Below are 16,972 nucleotides of genomic sequence, written 5' to 3' on the forward strand. Positions count from 1 at the left end.
CGCGGCGGCGGCGCCTTCAGCCCTCGGCCGGGCCCGCCCCGCGCTGCAGCCGGGCCCGGTAGGCGCGGGGCGACAGCCCGCTGTGGCGCTTGAAGAAGCGGCAGAAATAGGCCGGATCCTCGAACCCCAGCTCGAAGGCCAGGCTCGACACCGGCGCGGCCACGTGCACCAGCCGCCGGCAGGCCTCGCGCATCAGCCGGGCATGCAGCAGGGCCTGGACGTTGCTGCCGGTCTCGGCGCGCACCATGCGGTTGAGGCGCTCGGTGCTCATGCCCAGGCGCTCGGCATAACGCGAGACCGGCCAGTGCTCCAGGTGGTGCGCCTCCATCAGCACCACCCAGCGGGTGTAGATCGAGCGGCGGCCGGCCACCCCCGGCTGCACGGCGGCCTGGGCCTGCCGCTCGCCCAGCCGGGCCAGCCGCCAGACCACCGAGCGGGCCAGCCAGCGCGGCACCGGGCCGTCGGCACTGTCGGGTGCCGCGGCTTCGGCCTGCAGGGCCTCGAACAGCACCTGCAGCCGGGCGACATCGGGTGCATCGGCCTCGAACGCCAGGGTGCGGGGAGCGGCGAACAGGGTCTGCAGCGCGTCCCCGGCATCGGTGGCATCCCCCTCGGCCAGCAGGCTGGCGTGCAGGGTCAGCACATGACCGTCGCTGGCGGGCGAGAACCGGAAGGCATGGGCCACGCCGGGCGGGATGACGATCAGTGCCGGGCCCTGGGTCTGCGTGCGGCATTCGTCCAAGATGGCTTCGACCGGACCGGCACGCAACCAGATCACCTGGTGCAAACCCTGGTGCACATGGGCGTCGATTTCCCAGTCGTGCAGGCGGCTGCGGGACTGGATCGGCTCGATGTGCAGCAGCTCGGCACCGGCCTGCACGGCTTCGCCATAAAGGGCAAAACGGGGCAAGGTGCGCGGCGGCATCGTCGGGCGCCGCCGCGGCGGGGGTTCAGGCGGGGCCGCCGGGGCCGGGGAGCGGGGCATCGGGAGCGCGCAGCAGCATCGGAAGCCGCAATGTACGTCAAGAGTGCAAGTCTTGCAGGCCTTCCGTCCACTCCCGGCCGGGCGCCCGGTCCGCAGAATCAAGCCCGGAATCGACCCCGACGACAACGACCTCCAGGAGACCCGGACATGTTCAGCTTCGACCCCTACTCACCGGCCATCGACGCCGACCCCTTCCCCTACTACAAGCGCCTGCGCGACCGGCACCCCTGCTTCTGGAGCCCCGAGGCGCAGATGTGGATCCTGTCGCGCTACGCCGACATCGTCAGCGCCGGCCAGGACTGGCCCACCTATTCCTCGGCCAGCGGCAACCTGATGACCGAGCTGCCCGGCCGCGCCGGCGCGACGCTGGGCAGCTCGGACCCCCCGAAGCACGACCGCCTGCGCGGCCTGATCCAGCACGCCTTCATGAAGCGCAACCTGATGGCGCTGGAGGAGCCGATCCGCGCCGTGGCGCAGCAGGTGTTCGGCCCGCTCCAGGGCGTCGATGTCTTCGACTTCAAGGACGTGTCCTCGCAGTTCACCGTCAAGGTGCTGATGGCCGCGCTGGGCCTGCCCATGGGCGACGAGGCCATCGTGCCCGAGCAGGACGTGCGCGACAACGCCGTGCTGATGGTGCAGAGCGACGCGCGCACCCGCGCCAAGGGCCCGGAGCACATCGCCGCCTACAACTGGATGCAGGACTACGCCGGCCAGGTCATCGCGATGCGCCGCGCCGAGCCGCGCAACGACCTGATCAGCAACTTCGCGCTGGCCGAGATCGACGGCGACCGCCTGGACGACCGCGAGGTGCTGCTGACCACCACCACGCTGATCATGGCCGGCGTCGAATCGCTGGGCGGCTTCATGATGATGTTCGCCTGCAACCTGGCCACCTTTGCCGACGCGCGCCGCGCGGTGGTGGCCAACCCGGCGCTGCTGCCCGACGCCATCGAGGAAAGCCTGCGCTTCAACACCTCGGCCCAGCGCTTCCGCCGCCGCCTGATGAAGGACGTGACCCTGCACGGCCAGACCATGAAGGAGGGCGACTTCGTCTGCCTGGCCTACGGCAGCGGCAACCGCGACGAGCGCCAGTACCCGAATCCGGACGTCTACGACATCAGCCGCAAGCCGCGTGGCCACCTGGGCTTCGGCGGCGGCGTGCACGCCTGCCTGGGCACGGCGATCGCCCGTCTGGCGGTGCGGATCGCCTTCGAGGAATTCCACCGGGTCGTGCCCGACTACGCGCGCGTGGCCGACCAGCTGGCCTGGATGCCCTCCTCGACCTTCCGCAGCCCGCTGGTGCTGGACCTCGCCGTGCAATGAAGGAGCCACTGAACATGACCCACATCACCTTCGTCGAAGCCTGCGGCACCTCGACCGCGCTGGACGTGCCCGAGGGCTGGAGCCTGATGCAGGCGGCCACCGCCCATGGCGTGGACGGCATCCTGGGCGAATGCGGCGGCTCCTGCGCCTGCGCCACCTGCCACTGCTACGTCGACGACCTGCTGATGGCGGCGCTGCCGCCGGCCAGCGGCAACGAGCGTGACATGCTGGAGAACGTCGCCGCCGAGCGCCGGCCCAACAGCCGCCTGGCCTGCCAGATCAAGGCCGGCCCGGCGCTGCAGGGCGGCACCGTGACGCTGCCGGAGCGGCAGGAATGAGCTCGCCCGACGCACCGGTGGTCATCATCGGCGCCGGCCAGGCCGGCGTGACCTGCGCCGAGTCGCTGCGCAGCGGCGGCTGGAGCGGCACGATCACGCTGCTCGGCGACGAGCCGCACGGGCCCTACCACCGCCCGCCGCTGTCCAAGGCCTGGCTGGCCGGCGAACTCGACGAGGCCCGGCTGGTGATGCGCGCCCCCGAGGCGCTGGCGCGCAAGCGCATCACGCTGCGCACCGGGGTGCGCGTGGTCTCGATCGACCGGGCCGCCCGCCAGGTGCAGCTCGCCGATGGCGAGCGCCTGCCCTACGGCGGCCTGGTGCTGGCCACCGGCGCCCGGCCGCGCCACCTGCCGCTGCCGGGCAGCGACGCGGCCCAGGTGCTGCCGCTGCGCTCGCTCGACGACGCCAGCCGCATCGCCGCCGGGCTGGCGCGCTGCGCCGAGCTGCAGCGCCCGGTGGTGGTGATCGGCGGCGGGTTCATCGGCCTGGAGGTGGCCGCCACGGCCCGCGACCGAGGCCTGGCCGTGACGGTGCTCGAGGCCGGGCCGCGCCTGCTCGGCCGGGTGCTCGCACCGATGCTGTCGCACTGGTACGCCCGGCTGCACCAGGACCACGGCGTGCAGCTGCGGCTGGAGGCGCGCCCCGAAGCGATCGAGTCCGACGCCGGGGGCGTCTCGGCCGTGCGGCTGGCCGACGGCAGCCGCCTGCCCTGCGCGCTGGTGGTGCTGGGCGTGGGGGTGCAGGCAGACGACGGGCTGGCGCGCCAGGCGGGGCTGGAGACCGAGCACGGCATCGTCGTCGACGACTGCGCCCGCACCGCCGACCCGCGGATCGCCGCCGCCGGCGACTGCACCGCCCGACGCCTGGCCGACGGCACGCTGCTGCGGCTCGAATCGGTGCAGAACGCCACCGAGCAGGCGAAGTCGGCCGCCGCGGCGCTGCTGGGGCAGGCACGGCCCTTCACCACCACGCCCTGGTTCTGGTCCGACCAGTACGACCGCAAGCTGCAGATGGCCGGCCTGTCCGGCGGCGCCGAGGCCTGGGCGCTGCGGGGCGAGCTGGGAGGCGCGTCGTTCTCGGTCTGGCACTACCGGGCCGGACGGCTGGTCGCCGTCGACGCGGTCAACGCCCCCAGGGACCACCTGCAGGCGCGCCGGCTGCTCGACGCCGGCCTCACGCCGACGCCGGCCCAGGTGGAGGATGCAGGCTTCGACCTGGGCAGCCTGCCGGGCTGAGCCGGCCGTCGCGGACGGCCCCTCGGCACGTCAGGGCCGGCCCGCGGCGCCGCACTTGTGCAGCAGCTCCATCAGCATCGCCCACTCGGCCGGGCTGAGGCGCGCACGCAGCGGCGCCTCGGCCTGCAGCGAGGCGGCATGGGCCTGCTCGGCCAGCGTCCGCCCCGACTCGGTCAGCTCGAGCACCTGGGCGCGGCGGTCGACGCTGCTGCGCTCGCGGGCCACCAGGCCCCGCTCGAGCAGGCGGGCGATGATCAGGGTCATGTGGGGCGCCGGGATGTTGAGCGCCTGGACCAGGTCCTTCTGCGTCACCTGGTCGTTGCGCGACAGCAGCATCAGCAGCGTGAAGTCGACGGGCTTGAGGCCCAGCGGCTCGCCGACGTGGGTGAAATACGCCTCGTTGGTGCCCACGCGGGCCCGGGCGATCGCGAACCCGAGCAAATGACTCATGCGCGAGTCGTCAAGTCTCTTCTCCGACATGGAACGCAGTGTAGCGGGGGGATGGCGCCGGCCGGCCACCCCCGGCCTCAGGCCGGCACCCAGGGCAGCGGCCGCGCCCACTGCCGCACCCGCTGCCAGCGGTGCGCCGACGCGTCCAGCAGGTGCTCGAGGCCGTGGCGGGCCACCAGGCGCTTGCGCTCGGCCAGCGCCGGCGCCACCCCGGGCTGGCCGGCGGCCAGGTCGATGCGGGCCCAGGCCCAGGCCAGCATCACGTGGCCGACACCGTCCATGACGTCGTCGGCCACCCGCAGCGGGGCTTCGGCATCGGCCTGGCGCGCCTCGCGCAGCGCCTGCACCCCGGCGCCCAGCAGGTCGATCTGCTGCTGCAGCACCCGGCCCGTGTCCAGCAGCGCCGCGTCGGCCCGGCACGCGGCCGCCGTGCGCTCCAGCTCCTCGAGCAGCAGCGTCAGGCCACGCGGGCGGCCCAGCAGCTTGCGCATCACCAGGTCGATCGCCTGGATCTCGTTGGTGCCCTCGTAGAGGCGCGCCACGCGGCTGTCGCGCACATGCTGCTCGATGCCGTAGTCGTGGATGTAGCCGTAGCCGCCCAGCACGCCCAGCGCATCGTCGGCGCCCCGGTGGCCCAGGTCGGTCAGGAAGGCCTTGACCACCGGCGTCAGCAGCCCGACCAGCTCGGCCGCATCGGCACGCCGCGTGGCGTCAGGGTGCTGCGCCTGCTCGTCGAGCAGCTGGGCGCACCAGTAGGCCAGCACCCGGGCCCCCTCGGTGCGCGCCTGGAGCGCCAGCAGCACCCGGCGCATGGCCGGGTGCCAGGCGATGACGTCGGCCGGGCCTTCCGGCGCGCCGGGTGGCCGGCACGGCGCACGCAGCTGCGTGCGCTCGAGCGCGTAGGCCCGCGCCCGGGCGCTAGCCGCCTCGAGGTGGCCAAGGCCCTGCAGGCCGACGTGCAGGCGGGCCGAGTTCATCATCAGGAACATGGCCGCCAGCCCGCCCCCCGGCTCGCCCAGCAGCCAGCCCTCGGCCTGCTCGAAGCGCATCTGGCAGGTGGCGCTGCCCTTGAGGCCCATCTTCTTCTCGATGCCGTCGCAGTGCACCGCGTTGCGGCGACCGTCCGGCAGGCACTTGGGCACGAGGAACAGCGACAGGCCGCGCGTGCCGGGCGCGGCCTCGGGCAGCCGCGCCAGCACCAGGTGCACGATGTTGTCCGTCAGGTCCTGATCCCCGCCGGAGATGAAGATCTTCTGCCCGCTGACCCGCACGGCCGCGCCACTGGCCATCGGCGCGGCCGGATCCACCGGCACCGCACGGCTGCGCAGCAGGCCCAGGTCGCTGCCCGCCTGCGGCTCGGTCAGGTTCATCGTCGCCAGCCAGCGGCCGCTGACCACCTCGGGCAGGTAGCGCTGCTGCAGCGCCGGGCTGGCGTGGTGGCGCAGCACCTCGTAGGCGCCGTGCAGCAGGCCGGCGTACATCGTCCAGGCGTGGTTGGCCGAGACCAGCATCTCCGACAGCGCCGCGTCCAGCAGCTGCGGCAGGCCCTGCCCGCCCACCGCCGGATCGCAGGCCAGCGCCGGCCAGCCCCCGTCCACGAACTGCCGCCAGGCCTGCGGAAAACCGGCCGGCGTGCGCACGGCCTCGGGCGACCAGTGGCAGCCCTCGAGGTCGGCCGGGCCGTTCAGCGGCGCCAGCACCTCGACGGCGAAGGCCGCGCCGGCCTCGAGGATCTCGCGGGCCGTGGCCGCGTCCAGGTCGGCGTGGGCGCCCTGATGAGACCAGGCCTGCGGCGCGCGCAGCACCTGCTCGATGACGAAGTGCATGTCCTCCAGCGGCGGGACGTAGCCGGTCGAAGCCTGGCTCATGGTGGTGATCTCCCGGCTCAGGCTTCAGGCACGAAACCGACGCGCTTGACGATCTGCTGCCACTGCACGGTCTCCTCGCGCACCGCGCGGGACATCTCGGCCGGCGTGTTGGCGCCGGCCTCGATGCCCAGGGCGGCAAAACCGTCGATCACGTCGGGCGACTGCACCGCGGCCCGGATGGCCTGCGCGGCGCGCTCCACCACGTCGGCCGGGGCCTTGGGCGGCAGGAAGAAGCCGTACCACTCCACCATCTCCAGCGCCTTGAAGCCCTGCTCGGTGTAGGTCGGCACGTCGGGCAGGAAACGCGAGCGCTTCGCCCCCGAGGTGGCCAGCACGCGCACCTTGCCGCTGCGCAGGTGCGGCAGGTAGTCGCCGATGGGCGAGGACATGGCCGGCAGCTGGCCGCCCAGCAGGTCCTGGACCCCGGGCGCCGAGCCGCGGTAGGGCACATGGTTGAGCTCGACGCCACTCTCCTTGGCCAGCAGCGCCCCGACGAAATGCGGCGTCGTGCCCGCCCCGGGCGAGCCGTAACTGGCGCGGTCCGGATGGGCCTTGGCCCAGGCGAGGTAGTCCCGCAGCGTGCGCACCGACTCGGGCACCATCGGGCCGACGGCGAAGGCGAAGCCGACCGTGCCGGCGGTGCACACCGGCGTGACGTCCTGGATGCCGTAGGTCAGGCGGGTGTAGATGTGCGGATAGAGCGTGATCATGCCCGCGGGGGTCATCAGCAGCGTGCTGCCGTCGGGCGCGCTGCGCTTGAGCTCCTCGACGGCCAGCCGGCCGCCCGCGCCGGGCTTGTTCTCGACCAGCGAGACCCGGGCAAAACCGCTGCGCAGCTTCTCGGAGACCCGGCGCGAGACCGCATCGGTCGTGCCGCCGGCCGGAAAGCCGCACAGCACCCGGTTGGTGTCGACCTGCTGGGCCAGTCCGGGAAGGTGCCAGCCGGCGGTGGCGGCGCCGGCCGCGGCGATCATGAAGTGTCGACGGTCGATCATGTCTGTCTCCTGTGGGGTCGGTATGGGTTCGATTCGGGGCACGGGGGCGGCCGCGCTCAGCGCGGGGCCATGCGCAGGGCGCCGTCGAGGCGGATCACCTCGCCGTTGAGGTGGCCGTTGCCGACCACCTGCATCGCCAGGGAGGCGAATTCCTCGGGCCGGCCCAGGCGCCGGGGAAAGGGGATGGAGGCGGCCAGCTTGTCCTGGACCTCCTGGGGCAGCTCATTGACCAGCGGCGTGGCGAACAGGCCCGGGGCCAGCGTGCAGACCCGGATGCCGAACTGCGCGAGGTCACGCGCCAGCGGCAGCGTCATGCCGACGATGCCGCCCTTGGACGCCGAATAGGCCTCCTGGCCCACCTGGCCGTCGAAGGCCGCGACCGAGGCGGTGCACACCATCACCCCGCGCTCGCCGTCCTCCAGCGGCTCGAGCCGGGCGATGCGGGCCGCGCTCAGGCGGATCATGTTGTAGGTGCCGACCAGGTTGATGCGCACGACCCGCTCGAAATCCTCGAGCGGCGCGGGCGAGCCGTCGCGGCCGAGCAGGCGCCGGGCGGTGCCGATGCCGGCGATGTTCATGACGATGCGGGCCGGGCCGTGGGCCTGCTCGGCCGCGTCCAGCGCGGCGGTGACGGCGGCGCTGTCGGTGATGTCGCACCGGCAGGCCAGGCCGCCGATGTCCGCGGCCACGCGCTCGGCACCCGCGGCGTTGACGTCGAGCACGGCCACCCGTGCGCCCAGGCGGGCCAGTTCACGCGCCACGGCCTCGCCCAGCCCGGAACCGCCGCCGGTGACCAGCGCGGCCTGTCCTTGAATCTGCATGTCTGTCTCCTCGAATCGTGTTCAGGCCCGCGGGCCGCCGTGGGGCCGGATCAGCCAGGGGTCGGCCTGGTCGTCGGCATGCATCGCCTCGACCAGCGCCGCACGGTGCGACAGCACCGCACGCTGGTTGATCGAGTTCTTGTCGGTGATCTCGCCGTGATCGATCGACGGTGGCTCCACCAGCACGTGCAGGCGCTCGATCCGGTTGGCGCTGCCCGTGCCCTGGGCGTGCAGCCGCGTGCACAGCGCCTGGAAGAAGTCGCGCACCGCCGGGTGGTGCAGCACCTCGACCGGCCCGGCCTCGGCGGGCAGGCCGGCGAGCTGGCGGCAGTCGGCCAGCCGCGGGAAGACCATCGCGCCCAGCTGGTCGCGGTTCAGGCCGGTGATCACCGCGTCCTGCACGCAGGGGTGGCCCTCGGCCACGATGCGGGCGCGCAGCGGGCCGACGCTGACGAAGGTGCCGGTCGACAGCTTGAAGTCCTCGGCGATGCGGCCGTCGAAGCGCAGGCCGGCGCCGTGGTCGGCCGGATCGATGAAGCGCACCGCGTCCCCGGTGCAGTAGAAACCTTCTTCGTCGAAGGCCTCGGCCGTCAGCGCCGGCTCGCGCCAGTAGCCGGGCATGACGTTGGGGCCGCGGAAGCGGATCTCGGTCTTGTCGCCGCAGGCCACCAGCTTGACCTCCACGCCCGGGCACGGCAGGCCGATGTCGCCCGAGCGTGCCGTCGTGCCGACGACGAAGGTGCACGACGGCGCGGTCTCGGTCATGCCCAGGCTGGTGAGCATGCGGATGCGTTCGCCCACCGTGCGCTCGCCCTGGGCGTCGAGCCGGTCCCACACCGCCTGCGACAGGCCGGCCGCGGCGAACATGAAGGCCTTGACGCGCCGGAACATCGACTGGCGCAGCGGCTCGTCGTGTTCCATGGCCGCGCTGATCTCCTCGAAGCCCTTGGGCACGTTGAAGTAGAGCGTGGGCGAGATCTCGCGCAGGTTGCGCAGCGTCTCGGCGATGCCCCGGGGCGTGGGCTTGCCGTCGTCGAGGTAGATCGTGCCGCCGTTGTAGAGCGCGATGCCCAGGTTGTGGTTGCCCCCGAAGGTGTGGCTCCAGGGCAGCCAGTCCACCAGCACCGGCGGCTCGTCGGCCAGGAAGGCCATGCACTGGCGCAGCATCTGCTGGTTGGCGCAGAGCATGCGGTGGGTGGTGATCACGCCCTTGGGCTGGCGGGTCGAGCCGGAGGTGAACAGGAACTTGACGATGGTGTCGGGGCCGGTGGCCGCGTGGGCCTGCTGCACCTCGGGGCCGGGCCGGGTGGCCAGCAGCCCGGCGAAGTCCAGGCTCGGGCGGCCCGCCAGCGTGCCTTCGCCCAGCACGACCGGCACCCCCGGCTCGACCACCGCCTCGATCGCCACGCCGAAGCGGGCATCGCTGGCGTAGACCATGCCCGGCGTCACCTTGCCGAGGATGTGGCGCAGCTTGCCGTGGTCGGTCGACAGCAGCGAATAGGCCGAGGACACCGACACGAAGGGCACGCCGACCCACATCGCCGCCATCATCAGCGTGGCGTGCTCGAGGTCGTTGTCCGACAGGATGGCCAGCGGCCGCTCCACCGACAGGCCGTGCGACAGCAGCGCCTGGCCGACCGAGCGGGCCCGCTCGAGCATGGCCGCGTAGCTGATGCGCACCCAGTCGCCCCCCTGGTGGCGCCGGGCCACGAAGGTGCGCTCGGGCGCGTCCTGCGCCCACTGCTCGAGCAGGTCGCTCAGGCGCTGCGGATGCCAGGCCAGCGCTTCGGTCGAGCGCAGCAGCGTGCTGCCGTCGGCCCGCCGCTCGAGCGTGGCCTCCAGGCAGCCGCCGACCCGGGCGGCGCGGTAACGGGGTTCGATCATGTCTGCTCCTGCTCGTCGGGCGGATGTCGGCTCATGCATGGCGGGCACCGGCTCAGCCGCCCCGCTCGACCTTGGCGGCCCGCTTGTCGAGGAAGGCCCGCAGGCGCTCCTGGGCGTCGGGCGTGCTTTCGGCCACCGCGGCCATCAGCGACTCGGTGAACAGGCCCTCGGACTGCGACTGGTCGGCGATGCGGGGCAGCGCGTGCATGACCGCGTAGTTCGACAGCGGCGCGTTGCGGGCGATGCGGGCGGCCAGCGCCAGGGCACGCTCGACCACGGTCCCGGGCTCGCACACGTACTGCACCAGCCCCATCTGCTCAGCCGCCGCGGCCTCGTGCACCCGGCCGGTCAGCATCATGTCGCTCATGCGGGCCACGCCGATCAGGCGCGGAATGCGGGCCGAGCCGCCTCCGCCGACGAACAGCCCGCGCTGGCCCTCGGGCAGCGCGAAGTAGGCGTCACGCCCGGCCACCCGCAGGTGGCAGGCCGAGGCCAGCTCCAGCCCGCCGCCCACCACCGCGCCGTGCAGCGCCGCCACCACCGGCACCCGGCCGAACTGGATCTGGTCGAAGGCCGCATGCCACATGCGCGAGTGCAGCACGCCCTCGCCCACGTCACGCTCGACCAGCTCCGCCAGGTCCAGGCCGGCGCAGAAGTGCTCGCCCGCACCGCTGATCACCGCCGCCCGCACCCCGTCGGGGATGTGGATGAACGCCGTCTGCAGCTGGCGGATCAGCGTGTCGGAGATCGCGTTGCGCTTCTCCGGGCGGTTCAGGCAGACATGCAGCACCTCGCCCGAGCGGCTGATGCGCAGCAGGTCCAGGCTGGCGAGCAGACCGGTCACAGGCTGTCCGGCGCTGGAGATCGAATCGTTGGCTTGGTCCATGACTTGTTTACTTTGTATAACTGTTTTGTTGATCGAATGATGCACCGACCGGATCTCGACCACAAGCGTCCACGCCCTGAAAACAGCACATTTAGGGGTTTTCACCGGGGGCAGCCCTCGTCCCTCCCGATCCGGCGACTCCAGCCCTACAATGATTACTTGTTATAAGTAAATGATCGAGCAATCGGCTCGCCCATCCACTCCGGAGTCCGCGCATGAACACGTTCATCCCCTACGGGAGCTACTGGTCCAGCCCCTTCGCCAAATGGCAGGGTTCGCTGGCCAACCTCAACGCGCTGCAGCTCGCGGCCGCGTGCGGACGCGACGCGCTGGCCCGCCGCCAGTTTCCGCTGGAGCGCATCGACCTGGGCATCCTGGGCCTGACCAACCCCCAGAAAGGCAGCTTCTACGGCCTGCCCTGGGTCACCGGCATGATGGGCATCGAACGGGTGGCCGGCCCCACGGTGCAGCAGGCCTGCGCGACCAGCGTGCGGGCGCTGCAGATGGCCAGCCAGGAAATCAGCGACGGCACCGCGAGCTGCGCGCTGCTGGTGATGGCGGACCGCCAGTCCAACGGCCCGGTGCTCTACTACCCGGACCCGAGCGGCAGCGGCGGCTACGGCATCACCGAACACTGGGTGCCCGACAACATGGCGCACGACCCGCATGCCCGCAACCCCATGCTGCAGACCGGCGAGAACGTGGCCGCGCGCTTCGGCATCTCGACGGCCGAGCAGCACGAGGTCAAGCTGCACCGCCACGCCCAGTACCAGCAGGCGCTGGCCGAGGACCGGGCCTTCCAGAAGCGCTACATGGTCGACGTCCCGCTGTCGGACAGCCGTTTCCGCAAGGTCACCGGCCAGCTTTCGGCCGACGAGGGCATCTTCCCGACCACGGCCGCCGGACTGGCGCGCCTGCAGCCCGTGCGCGAGGGCGGCACGATCACCTTCGGCGGCCAGACCCACCCGGCCGACGGCAACGCCGGGGCGATCGTGACCACCCGGGAGATCGCCCGCGAGGTGTCGCTGGAGCCGGCCATCCAGATCGAGCTGCTGAGCTTCGGCATGCACCGCGAGGCCCCCGGCCACATGCCGGCCGCCCCGGGGCCGGCGATGCTGCAGGCGCTGCGCCGGGCCGGCCTGACGGTCGCGCAGGTCGACGCCGTCAAGACCCACAACCCGTTCGCGGTCAACGACATCGCGCTGGCCCGGGAGACCGGCTTCCCCTGGGAGCGCATGAACCAGTACGGCAGCTCGCTCATCTGGGGCCATCCGCAGGCGCCCACCGGGCTGCGCGGGGTCATCGAGCTGATCGAGGAGCTGGTGCTGCGCGGCGGCGGGGTGGGCGTGTTCACCGGCTGCGCGGCCGGCGACTCGGCGCTGGCCACGGTGCTGCGGGTCAGCGACGGCCGGCGGCACTGAACGGCGGCACCGAACGGCGGGCGTCCCCGCCCCCACCACCCGATCCCTGCATCCTCCTGGAGTCCACCCCATGAAAGTCATCCGCCCCGAAGACGTCGGCGCCCTCATCCCCGACCAGGCCACCGTGTTCCTGGGCGGCCTGGCCGTCACCAGCCTGCCCGAGGAGGTGCTCCTGGCGCTGGAGCGGCACTACCTCGACCACGGCCATCCGCGCCAGCTCACCACCTGGGCCTGCGGCGCCATCGGCAACTCCGGCCAGGCCGGCATGAAGCACTTCGCCCACGCCGGCATGATCAAGCGGGTGGTGGCCGGGCACTTCGGCCAGACCGGCAAGGAGATGATGAAGATGGTCTTCGACGGCGAGGTCGAGGCCTACAACTTTCCGCAGGGCTCGCTGTCGCACCTGACGCGCCAGATCGCCTGCCGCTCGCCGGGGCTGCTGACGAAGGTCGGTCTGGGCACCTTCGTCGACCCGGCGCTGGAGGGCGGCAAGATGAACGCCCGCTCCACCGAGGACCTGGTGCGCCGCGTGCGTTTCGAGGGCGACGACTGGCTGTACTACCCGGCCCCGAAGATCGACGTGGCCATCATCCGCGGCACGCTGGCCGACGAGCGCGGCAACATCACGCTCGACAAGGAAGGCGTGCTGCTGGAGCAGCTGTCCATCGCCCAGGCCGCGCGCGCCTGCGGCGGCATCGTGATCTGCCAGGTCGAGCGCATCGTGCAGGCCGGCACGCTGCACCCCAAGGCGGTGAAGATCCCCGGCGTGGTGGTCGACTACGTGGTGGTGGGCCGGCCCGAGCACCACATGCAGACCATCGCCACGCAGTTCGACCCGGCGCTGTGCGGCGACATCCGCGTGCCGGCGGACACGCTGCAGCCGATGGCCCTGGACGAGCGCAAGGTCATCGCCCGCCGCGCGGCGCTGGAGCTGACGCCCGGGGCGATCACCAACCTGGGCATCGGCATCCCGGCAGGCATTCCGTCGGTGGCGGCCGAAGAAGGCGTGTCGGACCAGCTGACGCTGAGCATCGAGAGCGGCGTGACCGGCGGCATCCCCGCGCAGCTGGGCGACTTCGGCCTGGCCTACAACGCCGAGGCCATCATCGAGCAGAGCTTCCAGTTCGACTTCTACGACGGCGGCGGCCTGGACGCCAGCTTCCTCGGCCTGGCCCAGGTGGACCTGCAGGGCAACGTCAACGTCAGCAAGTTCAACGGCCGGCCGGTGGGCTGCGGCGGCTTCATCAACATCACCCGCTCGACGAAGAAGCTGGTGTTCTGCGGCACCTTCACCGCCGGCGGGCTGCAGCTGGCCATCGGCGACGGGCAGCTGCGCATCGTCCAGGAAGGCCGCTCGCGCAAGTTCATCGGCCAGGTCGAGCAGATCACCTTCAACGGCCACGACGCGGCGCGGCGCGGCCAGGAGGTGGTGTTCGTGACCGAGCGGGCGGTCTTCCACCTGCGCGCCGACGGCCTGGAGCTGACCGAGATCGCCCCGGGCATCGACCTGGAGCGCGACGTGCTGGCGCACATGGACTTCCGCCCGATCGTGCGCCAGCCCGTGACCATGGACGCCGGCCTGTTCCGCGACGTCTGGGGCGGCCTGCGCACGGCCCTGGGCGGCTGAGTCGAGCCGGCCCCTTCCCGTGATTTTTCCCTGGGGGCGGAGCGATCCGCTCCCCCTGCCTCGCGCCCGACCGGCGGGCGCGGCGGGCCTGCCCTTGCCGGTGATTCCATCCACAACAACGGAGACCTTCCATGAAACCACGCCACTGGAGCGCGCTCGGCGCCACCACCCTGCTCTGCACGGCCGCCGCGGCCCAGCAGGTCACGCTGTACGGCCTGATCGACGTCGGGGTCGAACGCATCTCGAACGTGGGCGCCGCCGCCGGCTCGCTCACGCGCATGCCGAGCACCGGGGCCAGCATGGCCTCGCGCTGGGGCGTGCGGGGCAGCGAGGACCTGGGCGGCGGCACGAAGGCCGGCTTCACGCTCGAGAGCGGCTTCGGCCCGGACACCGGCACCCTCGGCCAGGGCGGGCGGGCCTTCGGCCGCCAGGCCTTCCTGTCGCTGTCGGGTGACTGGGGCCAGATCTCGGCCGGCCGGCAGTACACCATGCTGTTCTGGGGCACGATGGGCGCGGACCTGATCGGCCCGAACGCCCATGGCCTGGGCTCGCTGGACAGCTACATCCCGAACGCCCGGGTCGACAACAGCCTGGCCTACCGCGGCTCGTTCCGGGGCGTGAGCGTGGGCGCGACCTACAGCCTCGGGCGGGACGTGGCCACCGCGGGCAATCCGGCGGCCACCAACTGCCCGGGCGAGAGCGCCAGCGACCCCTCGGCCTGCCGCGCGTGGTCCTGGATGCTCAAGTACGACCAGCCGGCCTGGGGCGCGGCCATCGGCCAGGACCAGTTCCACGGCGCAGAAGGCTCCTGGGCGGGCGCCGGCCTGCTCGGCAGCGGTCTGACCGACCGGCGCACCTTCGTCAACGGCTACGGCAAGCTCGGGGACCTGACGCTGGGCGCCGGCCTGATGCGGCGCAGCAACGACGGCAGCAGCACGCCGCGCAGCGACCTGGCCTACGTCGCCGCCGCGTTCAAGCTCACGCCGACGTTCACCGTCGACGGCATGGCCTCGCAGCTCGAGTTCCGCGATGCCGCCAACGGCGCCCGCCTCTACGTGCTGCGCGGCACGCAGGCGCTGTCCAGGCGCACGGCGGCCTACGTCTCGATCGGCCACGTCAACAACCGGGGCGCCTCGACCTACTCGGTCAGCGGCGGCGCGGCGGGCAGCAACGCCGCGGCCGGCGGCCACCAGAACGGCGTGCTGGTCGGCGTGCGCCACAGCTTCTGAAGCCACCGCACCGACCGCAACGCCCCCGGCACAGGAGACCCCGCATGCCCGCTCATCTTTCCCCCCGCACCCTCCCGCCCCTGGCGCTGCTGCTGCTCGTCAGCGCCTGCGGCGGCGAGGGCGACGACGCCACGGCCGCGCCGCTGCCGCGGCTGTCGGCCGCCACCGGCGCGACGCTGCAGTCGTGTGCCACGCTGGCCGGCAGCTTCACGCACGCCGACACGACGATCGCCTCGGCCGCCGAGGTGAGCGCAGGCACGCTGACGATCGGCGGCCGCGCGATCGGCGCCCATTGCCTGGTCAAGGGCGAGATGCACCGCCGCACCAGCGCGATCGACGGCCAGAGCTACGCGATCGGCTTCGAGCTGCGCCTGCCGCAGGCCTGGAACGGTCGCTTCTTCCACCAGGCCAACGGCGGGCTCGACGGCAGCGTGCTGACCGCGACGGGTCCGTCCGGCGGGGGCGGCCCGGTCGGCAACGCGCTGGACATGGGCTTCGCGGTGATCAGCTCCGATGCGGGACACGCCAGCGCCCAGAACGGCACGCCCAACCCCTTCGGCCTCGACTTCCAGGCCCGGCTCGACTACGGCTACCAGGCCGTGGGCAAGCTCACCCCGATGGCCAAGCAGCTGATCGCCAGCGCCTACGGCAAGGGCCCGGACCGCTCCTACATCGGCGGCTGCTCCAACGGCGGGCGCCACGCGATGGTGGCGGCCTCGCGCTACGCGGACCAGTACGACGGCTTCCTGATCGGCAACCCGGGCTACCGCCTGCCGCGGGCGGCCATCGCCAACATCGCCGGCGCCCAGAAGTACGACACGCTGGCGACGACCGCGGGCGACCTGGGCAGCGGCTTCACGCTGGCCGAGCGCCAGCTGGTCAGCGCCGCCGTGCTGAGCCGGTGCGATGCGCTGGACGGCGCCGCGGACGGGCTGGTGCAGGACACGCAGGCCTGCCAGTCGGCCTTCAGCCTGGCGCGGGACGTGCCCACCTGCACCACCGGCCGGGACGGCAGCTGCCTGAGCGCGCAGCAGAAGAGCACGCTGGCCGAGCTGTTCTCGGGGGTGAAGACCGCCGCCGGCACGCTCGTGTACTCGAGCTTCCCGTACGACGCGGGTCTGGCGACGACGGGCTGGTCGAGCTGGAAGTTCACCGCGCCGATGCAGCGGGACGCGGGGGCGGTGGCCTTCGTGTGGCAGGTGCCACCCGCCAGCGCGACCGGCTTCGACGGCAGCAGCTTCGCGCTGACGGGCGACGTGGCCGACATGCTCGCCCGGGTGGCCGCCACCAGCAGCGTCTACACCGAGTCGGCGCTGTCGTTCATGCTGCCGCCCGACGCCACCGATCTGTCGGCGCTGCGCCGCCGGGGCGCCAAGGTCATGGCCTACCACGGCACCAGCGACCCGATCTTCTCCAGCGACGACACCGGCGCCTGGTACGACGGCCTGAAGGCCCGGCATGGCGGTGACGCCAGCGACTTCGCCCGGCTGTTCATGGTGCCCGGCATGAACCACTGCTCGGGCGGCCCCGCCACGGACCAGTTCGACATGATCACCCCGCTGGTGAACTGGGTCGAGCAGGGCACCGCCCCCGACAGCGTGACCGGCACGGCCCGCGGCAGCGGCAACGCGGGCGGCGTCAACGCGGACCTGCCCTCGACCTGGTCGGCGGGCCGCACCCGCCCGCTGTGCCCCTACCCGAAGGTCGCCCGGCTGAAGTCCGGGGCCACCGACCTCGAGAGCGCCGCCAGCTTCAGCTGCCAATGAGCGGTGGCACGCCGCCACCGACCGCGACAGCACACCAAGGAGAAATTCGCATGAAAGCACTGGTCCCCGTGAAGAGGGTGGTCGACTACAACGTCAAGGTTCGGGTGAAGACGGACGGGACGGGGGTGGAGACGGCCAACGTGA

Annotated in this window: 14 protein-coding genes and 2 pseudogenes; 9 read left to right on the forward strand and 7 right to left on the reverse strand. The window is 72.4% G+C overall.

Going from position 1 to position 16,972, the window contains the following annotated elements; all coding sequences use genetic code 11:
- Positions 1-16: 16 nt before the first annotated feature.
- Complete coding sequence (locus tag C7444_RS06560) at positions 17-910, reverse strand: helix-turn-helix domain-containing protein (RefSeq protein ID WP_245909428.1); 894 nt, start codon at positions 908-910, stop codon at positions 17-19.
- 222 nt (positions 911-1,132) lie between these two features.
- On the opposite strand from C7444_RS06560, the gene C7444_RS06565 reads away from it, so the two are divergent.
- From C7444_RS06565 to C7444_RS06575, 3 genes are read left to right on the forward strand one after another with little or no spacing between them, the layout of a single operon-like run.
- A complete protein-coding gene (locus tag C7444_RS06565; protein WP_110400029.1) occupies positions 1,133-2,308 on the forward strand; it encodes a cytochrome P450 in 1,176 nt (391 codons plus the stop codon).
- 14 nt (positions 2,309-2,322) lie between these two features.
- Positions 2,323-2,646, forward strand: coding sequence for a 2Fe-2S iron-sulfur cluster-binding protein (locus C7444_RS06570; protein WP_110400064.1), 324 nt, complete (start codon positions 2,323-2,325; stop codon positions 2,644-2,646).
- Positions 2,643-3,881: an NAD(P)/FAD-dependent oxidoreductase gene (locus C7444_RS06575; protein WP_110400030.1), complete on the forward strand. Its 1,239-nt coding sequence runs from the start codon at positions 2,643-2,645 to the stop codon at positions 3,879-3,881. Before C7444_RS06570 ends, C7444_RS06575 begins: the two co-directional genes overlap by 4 nt.
- 30 nt (positions 3,882-3,911) lie before the next feature.
- Here the strand turns inward: C7444_RS06575 and C7444_RS06580 are convergent, their stop codons facing one another.
- The 6 genes from C7444_RS06580 to C7444_RS06605 all read right to left on the reverse strand — a co-directional run bounded on the left by C7444_RS06580 (position 3,912) and on the right by C7444_RS06605 (position 10,785).
- The gene (locus C7444_RS06580; RefSeq protein WP_170130654.1) at positions 3,912-4,331 is read right to left on the reverse strand and encodes a MarR family winged helix-turn-helix transcriptional regulator; all 420 of its coding nucleotides are present in this window, start codon (positions 4,329-4,331) and stop codon (positions 3,912-3,914) included.
- A 77-nt stretch (positions 4,332-4,408) separates the two neighbouring features.
- Positions 4,409-6,199, reverse strand: coding sequence for an acyl-CoA dehydrogenase family protein (locus tag C7444_RS06585; protein WP_110400032.1), 1,791 nt, complete (start codon positions 6,197-6,199; stop codon positions 4,409-4,411).
- 17 nt (positions 6,200-6,216) lie between these two features.
- Positions 6,217-7,194, reverse strand: a complete 978-nt coding sequence (locus C7444_RS06590; RefSeq protein WP_110400033.1) for a Bug family tripartite tricarboxylate transporter substrate binding protein — start codon at positions 7,192-7,194, stop codon at positions 6,217-6,219.
- Between the two features lie 56 nt (positions 7,195-7,250).
- The gene (locus C7444_RS06595; RefSeq protein WP_110400034.1) at positions 7,251-8,015 is read right to left on the reverse strand and encodes an SDR family NAD(P)-dependent oxidoreductase; all 765 of its coding nucleotides are present in this window, start codon (positions 8,013-8,015) and stop codon (positions 7,251-7,253) included.
- A 21-nt stretch (positions 8,016-8,036) separates the two neighbouring features.
- A complete protein-coding gene (locus C7444_RS06600; protein WP_110400035.1) occupies positions 8,037-9,899 on the reverse strand; it encodes a feruloyl-CoA synthase in 1,863 nt (620 codons plus the stop codon).
- 52 nt (positions 9,900-9,951) lie between these two features.
- Positions 9,952-10,785 carry a crotonase/enoyl-CoA hydratase family protein gene (locus tag C7444_RS06605; protein WP_110400036.1) on the reverse strand — a complete coding sequence of 278 codons (834 nt, stop codon included), beginning with the start codon at positions 10,783-10,785 and terminating at the stop codon, positions 9,952-9,954.
- Positions 10,786-11,000: 215 nt separating this feature from the next.
- Between C7444_RS06605 and C7444_RS20970 the strand changes: the two are divergent.
- From C7444_RS20970 to C7444_RS06630, 6 genes and pseudogenes are all read left to right on the forward strand, one after another.
- Positions 11,001-11,729: pseudogene (locus tag C7444_RS20970) on the forward strand (thiolase family protein); the annotation flags it as partial.
- Positions 11,730-11,849: 120 nt separating this feature from the next.
- Positions 11,850-12,206 carry a hypothetical protein gene (locus tag C7444_RS20975; protein WP_375136913.1) on the forward strand — a complete coding sequence of 119 codons (357 nt, stop codon included), beginning with the start codon at positions 11,850-11,852 and terminating at the stop codon, positions 12,204-12,206.
- Positions 12,207-12,276: 70 nt separating this feature from the next.
- Positions 12,277-13,833: an acyl CoA:acetate/3-ketoacid CoA transferase gene (locus C7444_RS06615; protein ID WP_110400038.1), complete on the forward strand. Its 1,557-nt coding sequence runs from the start codon at positions 12,277-12,279 to the stop codon at positions 13,831-13,833.
- Between the two features lie 131 nt (positions 13,834-13,964).
- Positions 13,965-15,062 (forward strand): porin, encoded by a 1,098-nt coding sequence (locus C7444_RS06620; RefSeq protein WP_110400039.1) that lies wholly within the window; start codon positions 13,965-13,967, stop codon positions 15,060-15,062.
- A gap of 44 nt (positions 15,063-15,106) precedes the next feature.
- On the forward strand, positions 15,107-16,828 hold the full coding sequence (locus tag C7444_RS06625; protein WP_110400040.1) for a tannase/feruloyl esterase family alpha/beta hydrolase: 1,722 nt from the start codon (positions 15,107-15,109) through the stop codon (positions 16,826-16,828).
- 50 nt (positions 16,829-16,878) lie between these two features.
- Positions 16,879-16,972: pseudogene (locus C7444_RS06630) on the forward strand (electron transfer flavoprotein subunit beta/FixA family protein); the annotation flags it as partial.

Origin of the sequence: Sphaerotilus hippei, from assembly GCF_003201595.1 — a bacterium.
In the GTDB taxonomy this organism is placed as follows: Bacteria; Pseudomonadota; Gammaproteobacteria; order Burkholderiales; family Burkholderiaceae_C; genus Sphaerotilus; species Sphaerotilus hippei.

What these genes read in the sequence shown, in the direction of transcription:
- C7444_RS06565 (WP_110400029.1), top strand. Translation starts at nt 1,133, where the DNA reads ATGTTCAGCTTCGACCCCTACTCACCGGCCATCGACGCCGACCCCTTC.
- C7444_RS06570 (WP_110400064.1), top strand. Translation starts at nt 2,323, where the DNA reads ATGACCCACATCACCTTCGTCGAAGCCTGCGGCACCTCGACCGCGCTG.
- C7444_RS06575 (WP_110400030.1), top strand. Translation starts at nt 2,643, where the DNA reads ATGAGCTCGCCCGACGCACCGGTGGTCATCATCGGCGCCGGCCAGGCC.
- C7444_RS06580 (WP_170130654.1), bottom strand. Translation starts at nt 4,331, where the DNA reads ATGAGTCATTTGCTCGGGTTCGCGATCGCCCGGGCCCGCGTGGGCACC.
- C7444_RS06585 (WP_110400032.1), bottom strand. Translation starts at nt 6,199, where the DNA reads ATGAGCCAGGCTTCGACCGGCTACGTCCCGCCGCTGGAGGACATGCAC.
- C7444_RS06590 (WP_110400033.1), bottom strand. Translation starts at nt 7,194, where the DNA reads ATGATCGACCGTCGACACTTCATGATCGCCGCGGCCGGCGCCGCCACC.
- C7444_RS06595 (WP_110400034.1), bottom strand. Translation starts at nt 8,015, where the DNA reads ATGCAGATTCAAGGACAGGCCGCGCTGGTCACCGGCGGCGGTTCCGGG.
- C7444_RS06600 (WP_110400035.1), bottom strand. Translation starts at nt 9,899, where the DNA reads ATGATCGAACCCCGTTACCGCGCCGCCCGGGTCGGCGGCTGCCTGGAG.
- C7444_RS06605 (WP_110400036.1), bottom strand. Translation starts at nt 10,785, where the DNA reads ATGGACCAAGCCAACGATTCGATCTCCAGCGCCGGACAGCCTGTGACC.
- C7444_RS20975 (WP_375136913.1), top strand. Translation starts at nt 11,850, where the DNA reads ATGCACCGCGAGGCCCCCGGCCACATGCCGGCCGCCCCGGGGCCGGCG.
- C7444_RS06615 (WP_110400038.1), top strand. Translation starts at nt 12,277, where the DNA reads ATGAAAGTCATCCGCCCCGAAGACGTCGGCGCCCTCATCCCCGACCAG.
- C7444_RS06620 (WP_110400039.1), top strand. Translation starts at nt 13,965, where the DNA reads ATGAAACCACGCCACTGGAGCGCGCTCGGCGCCACCACCCTGCTCTGC.
- C7444_RS06625 (WP_110400040.1), top strand. Translation starts at nt 15,107, where the DNA reads ATGCCCGCTCATCTTTCCCCCCGCACCCTCCCGCCCCTGGCGCTGCTG.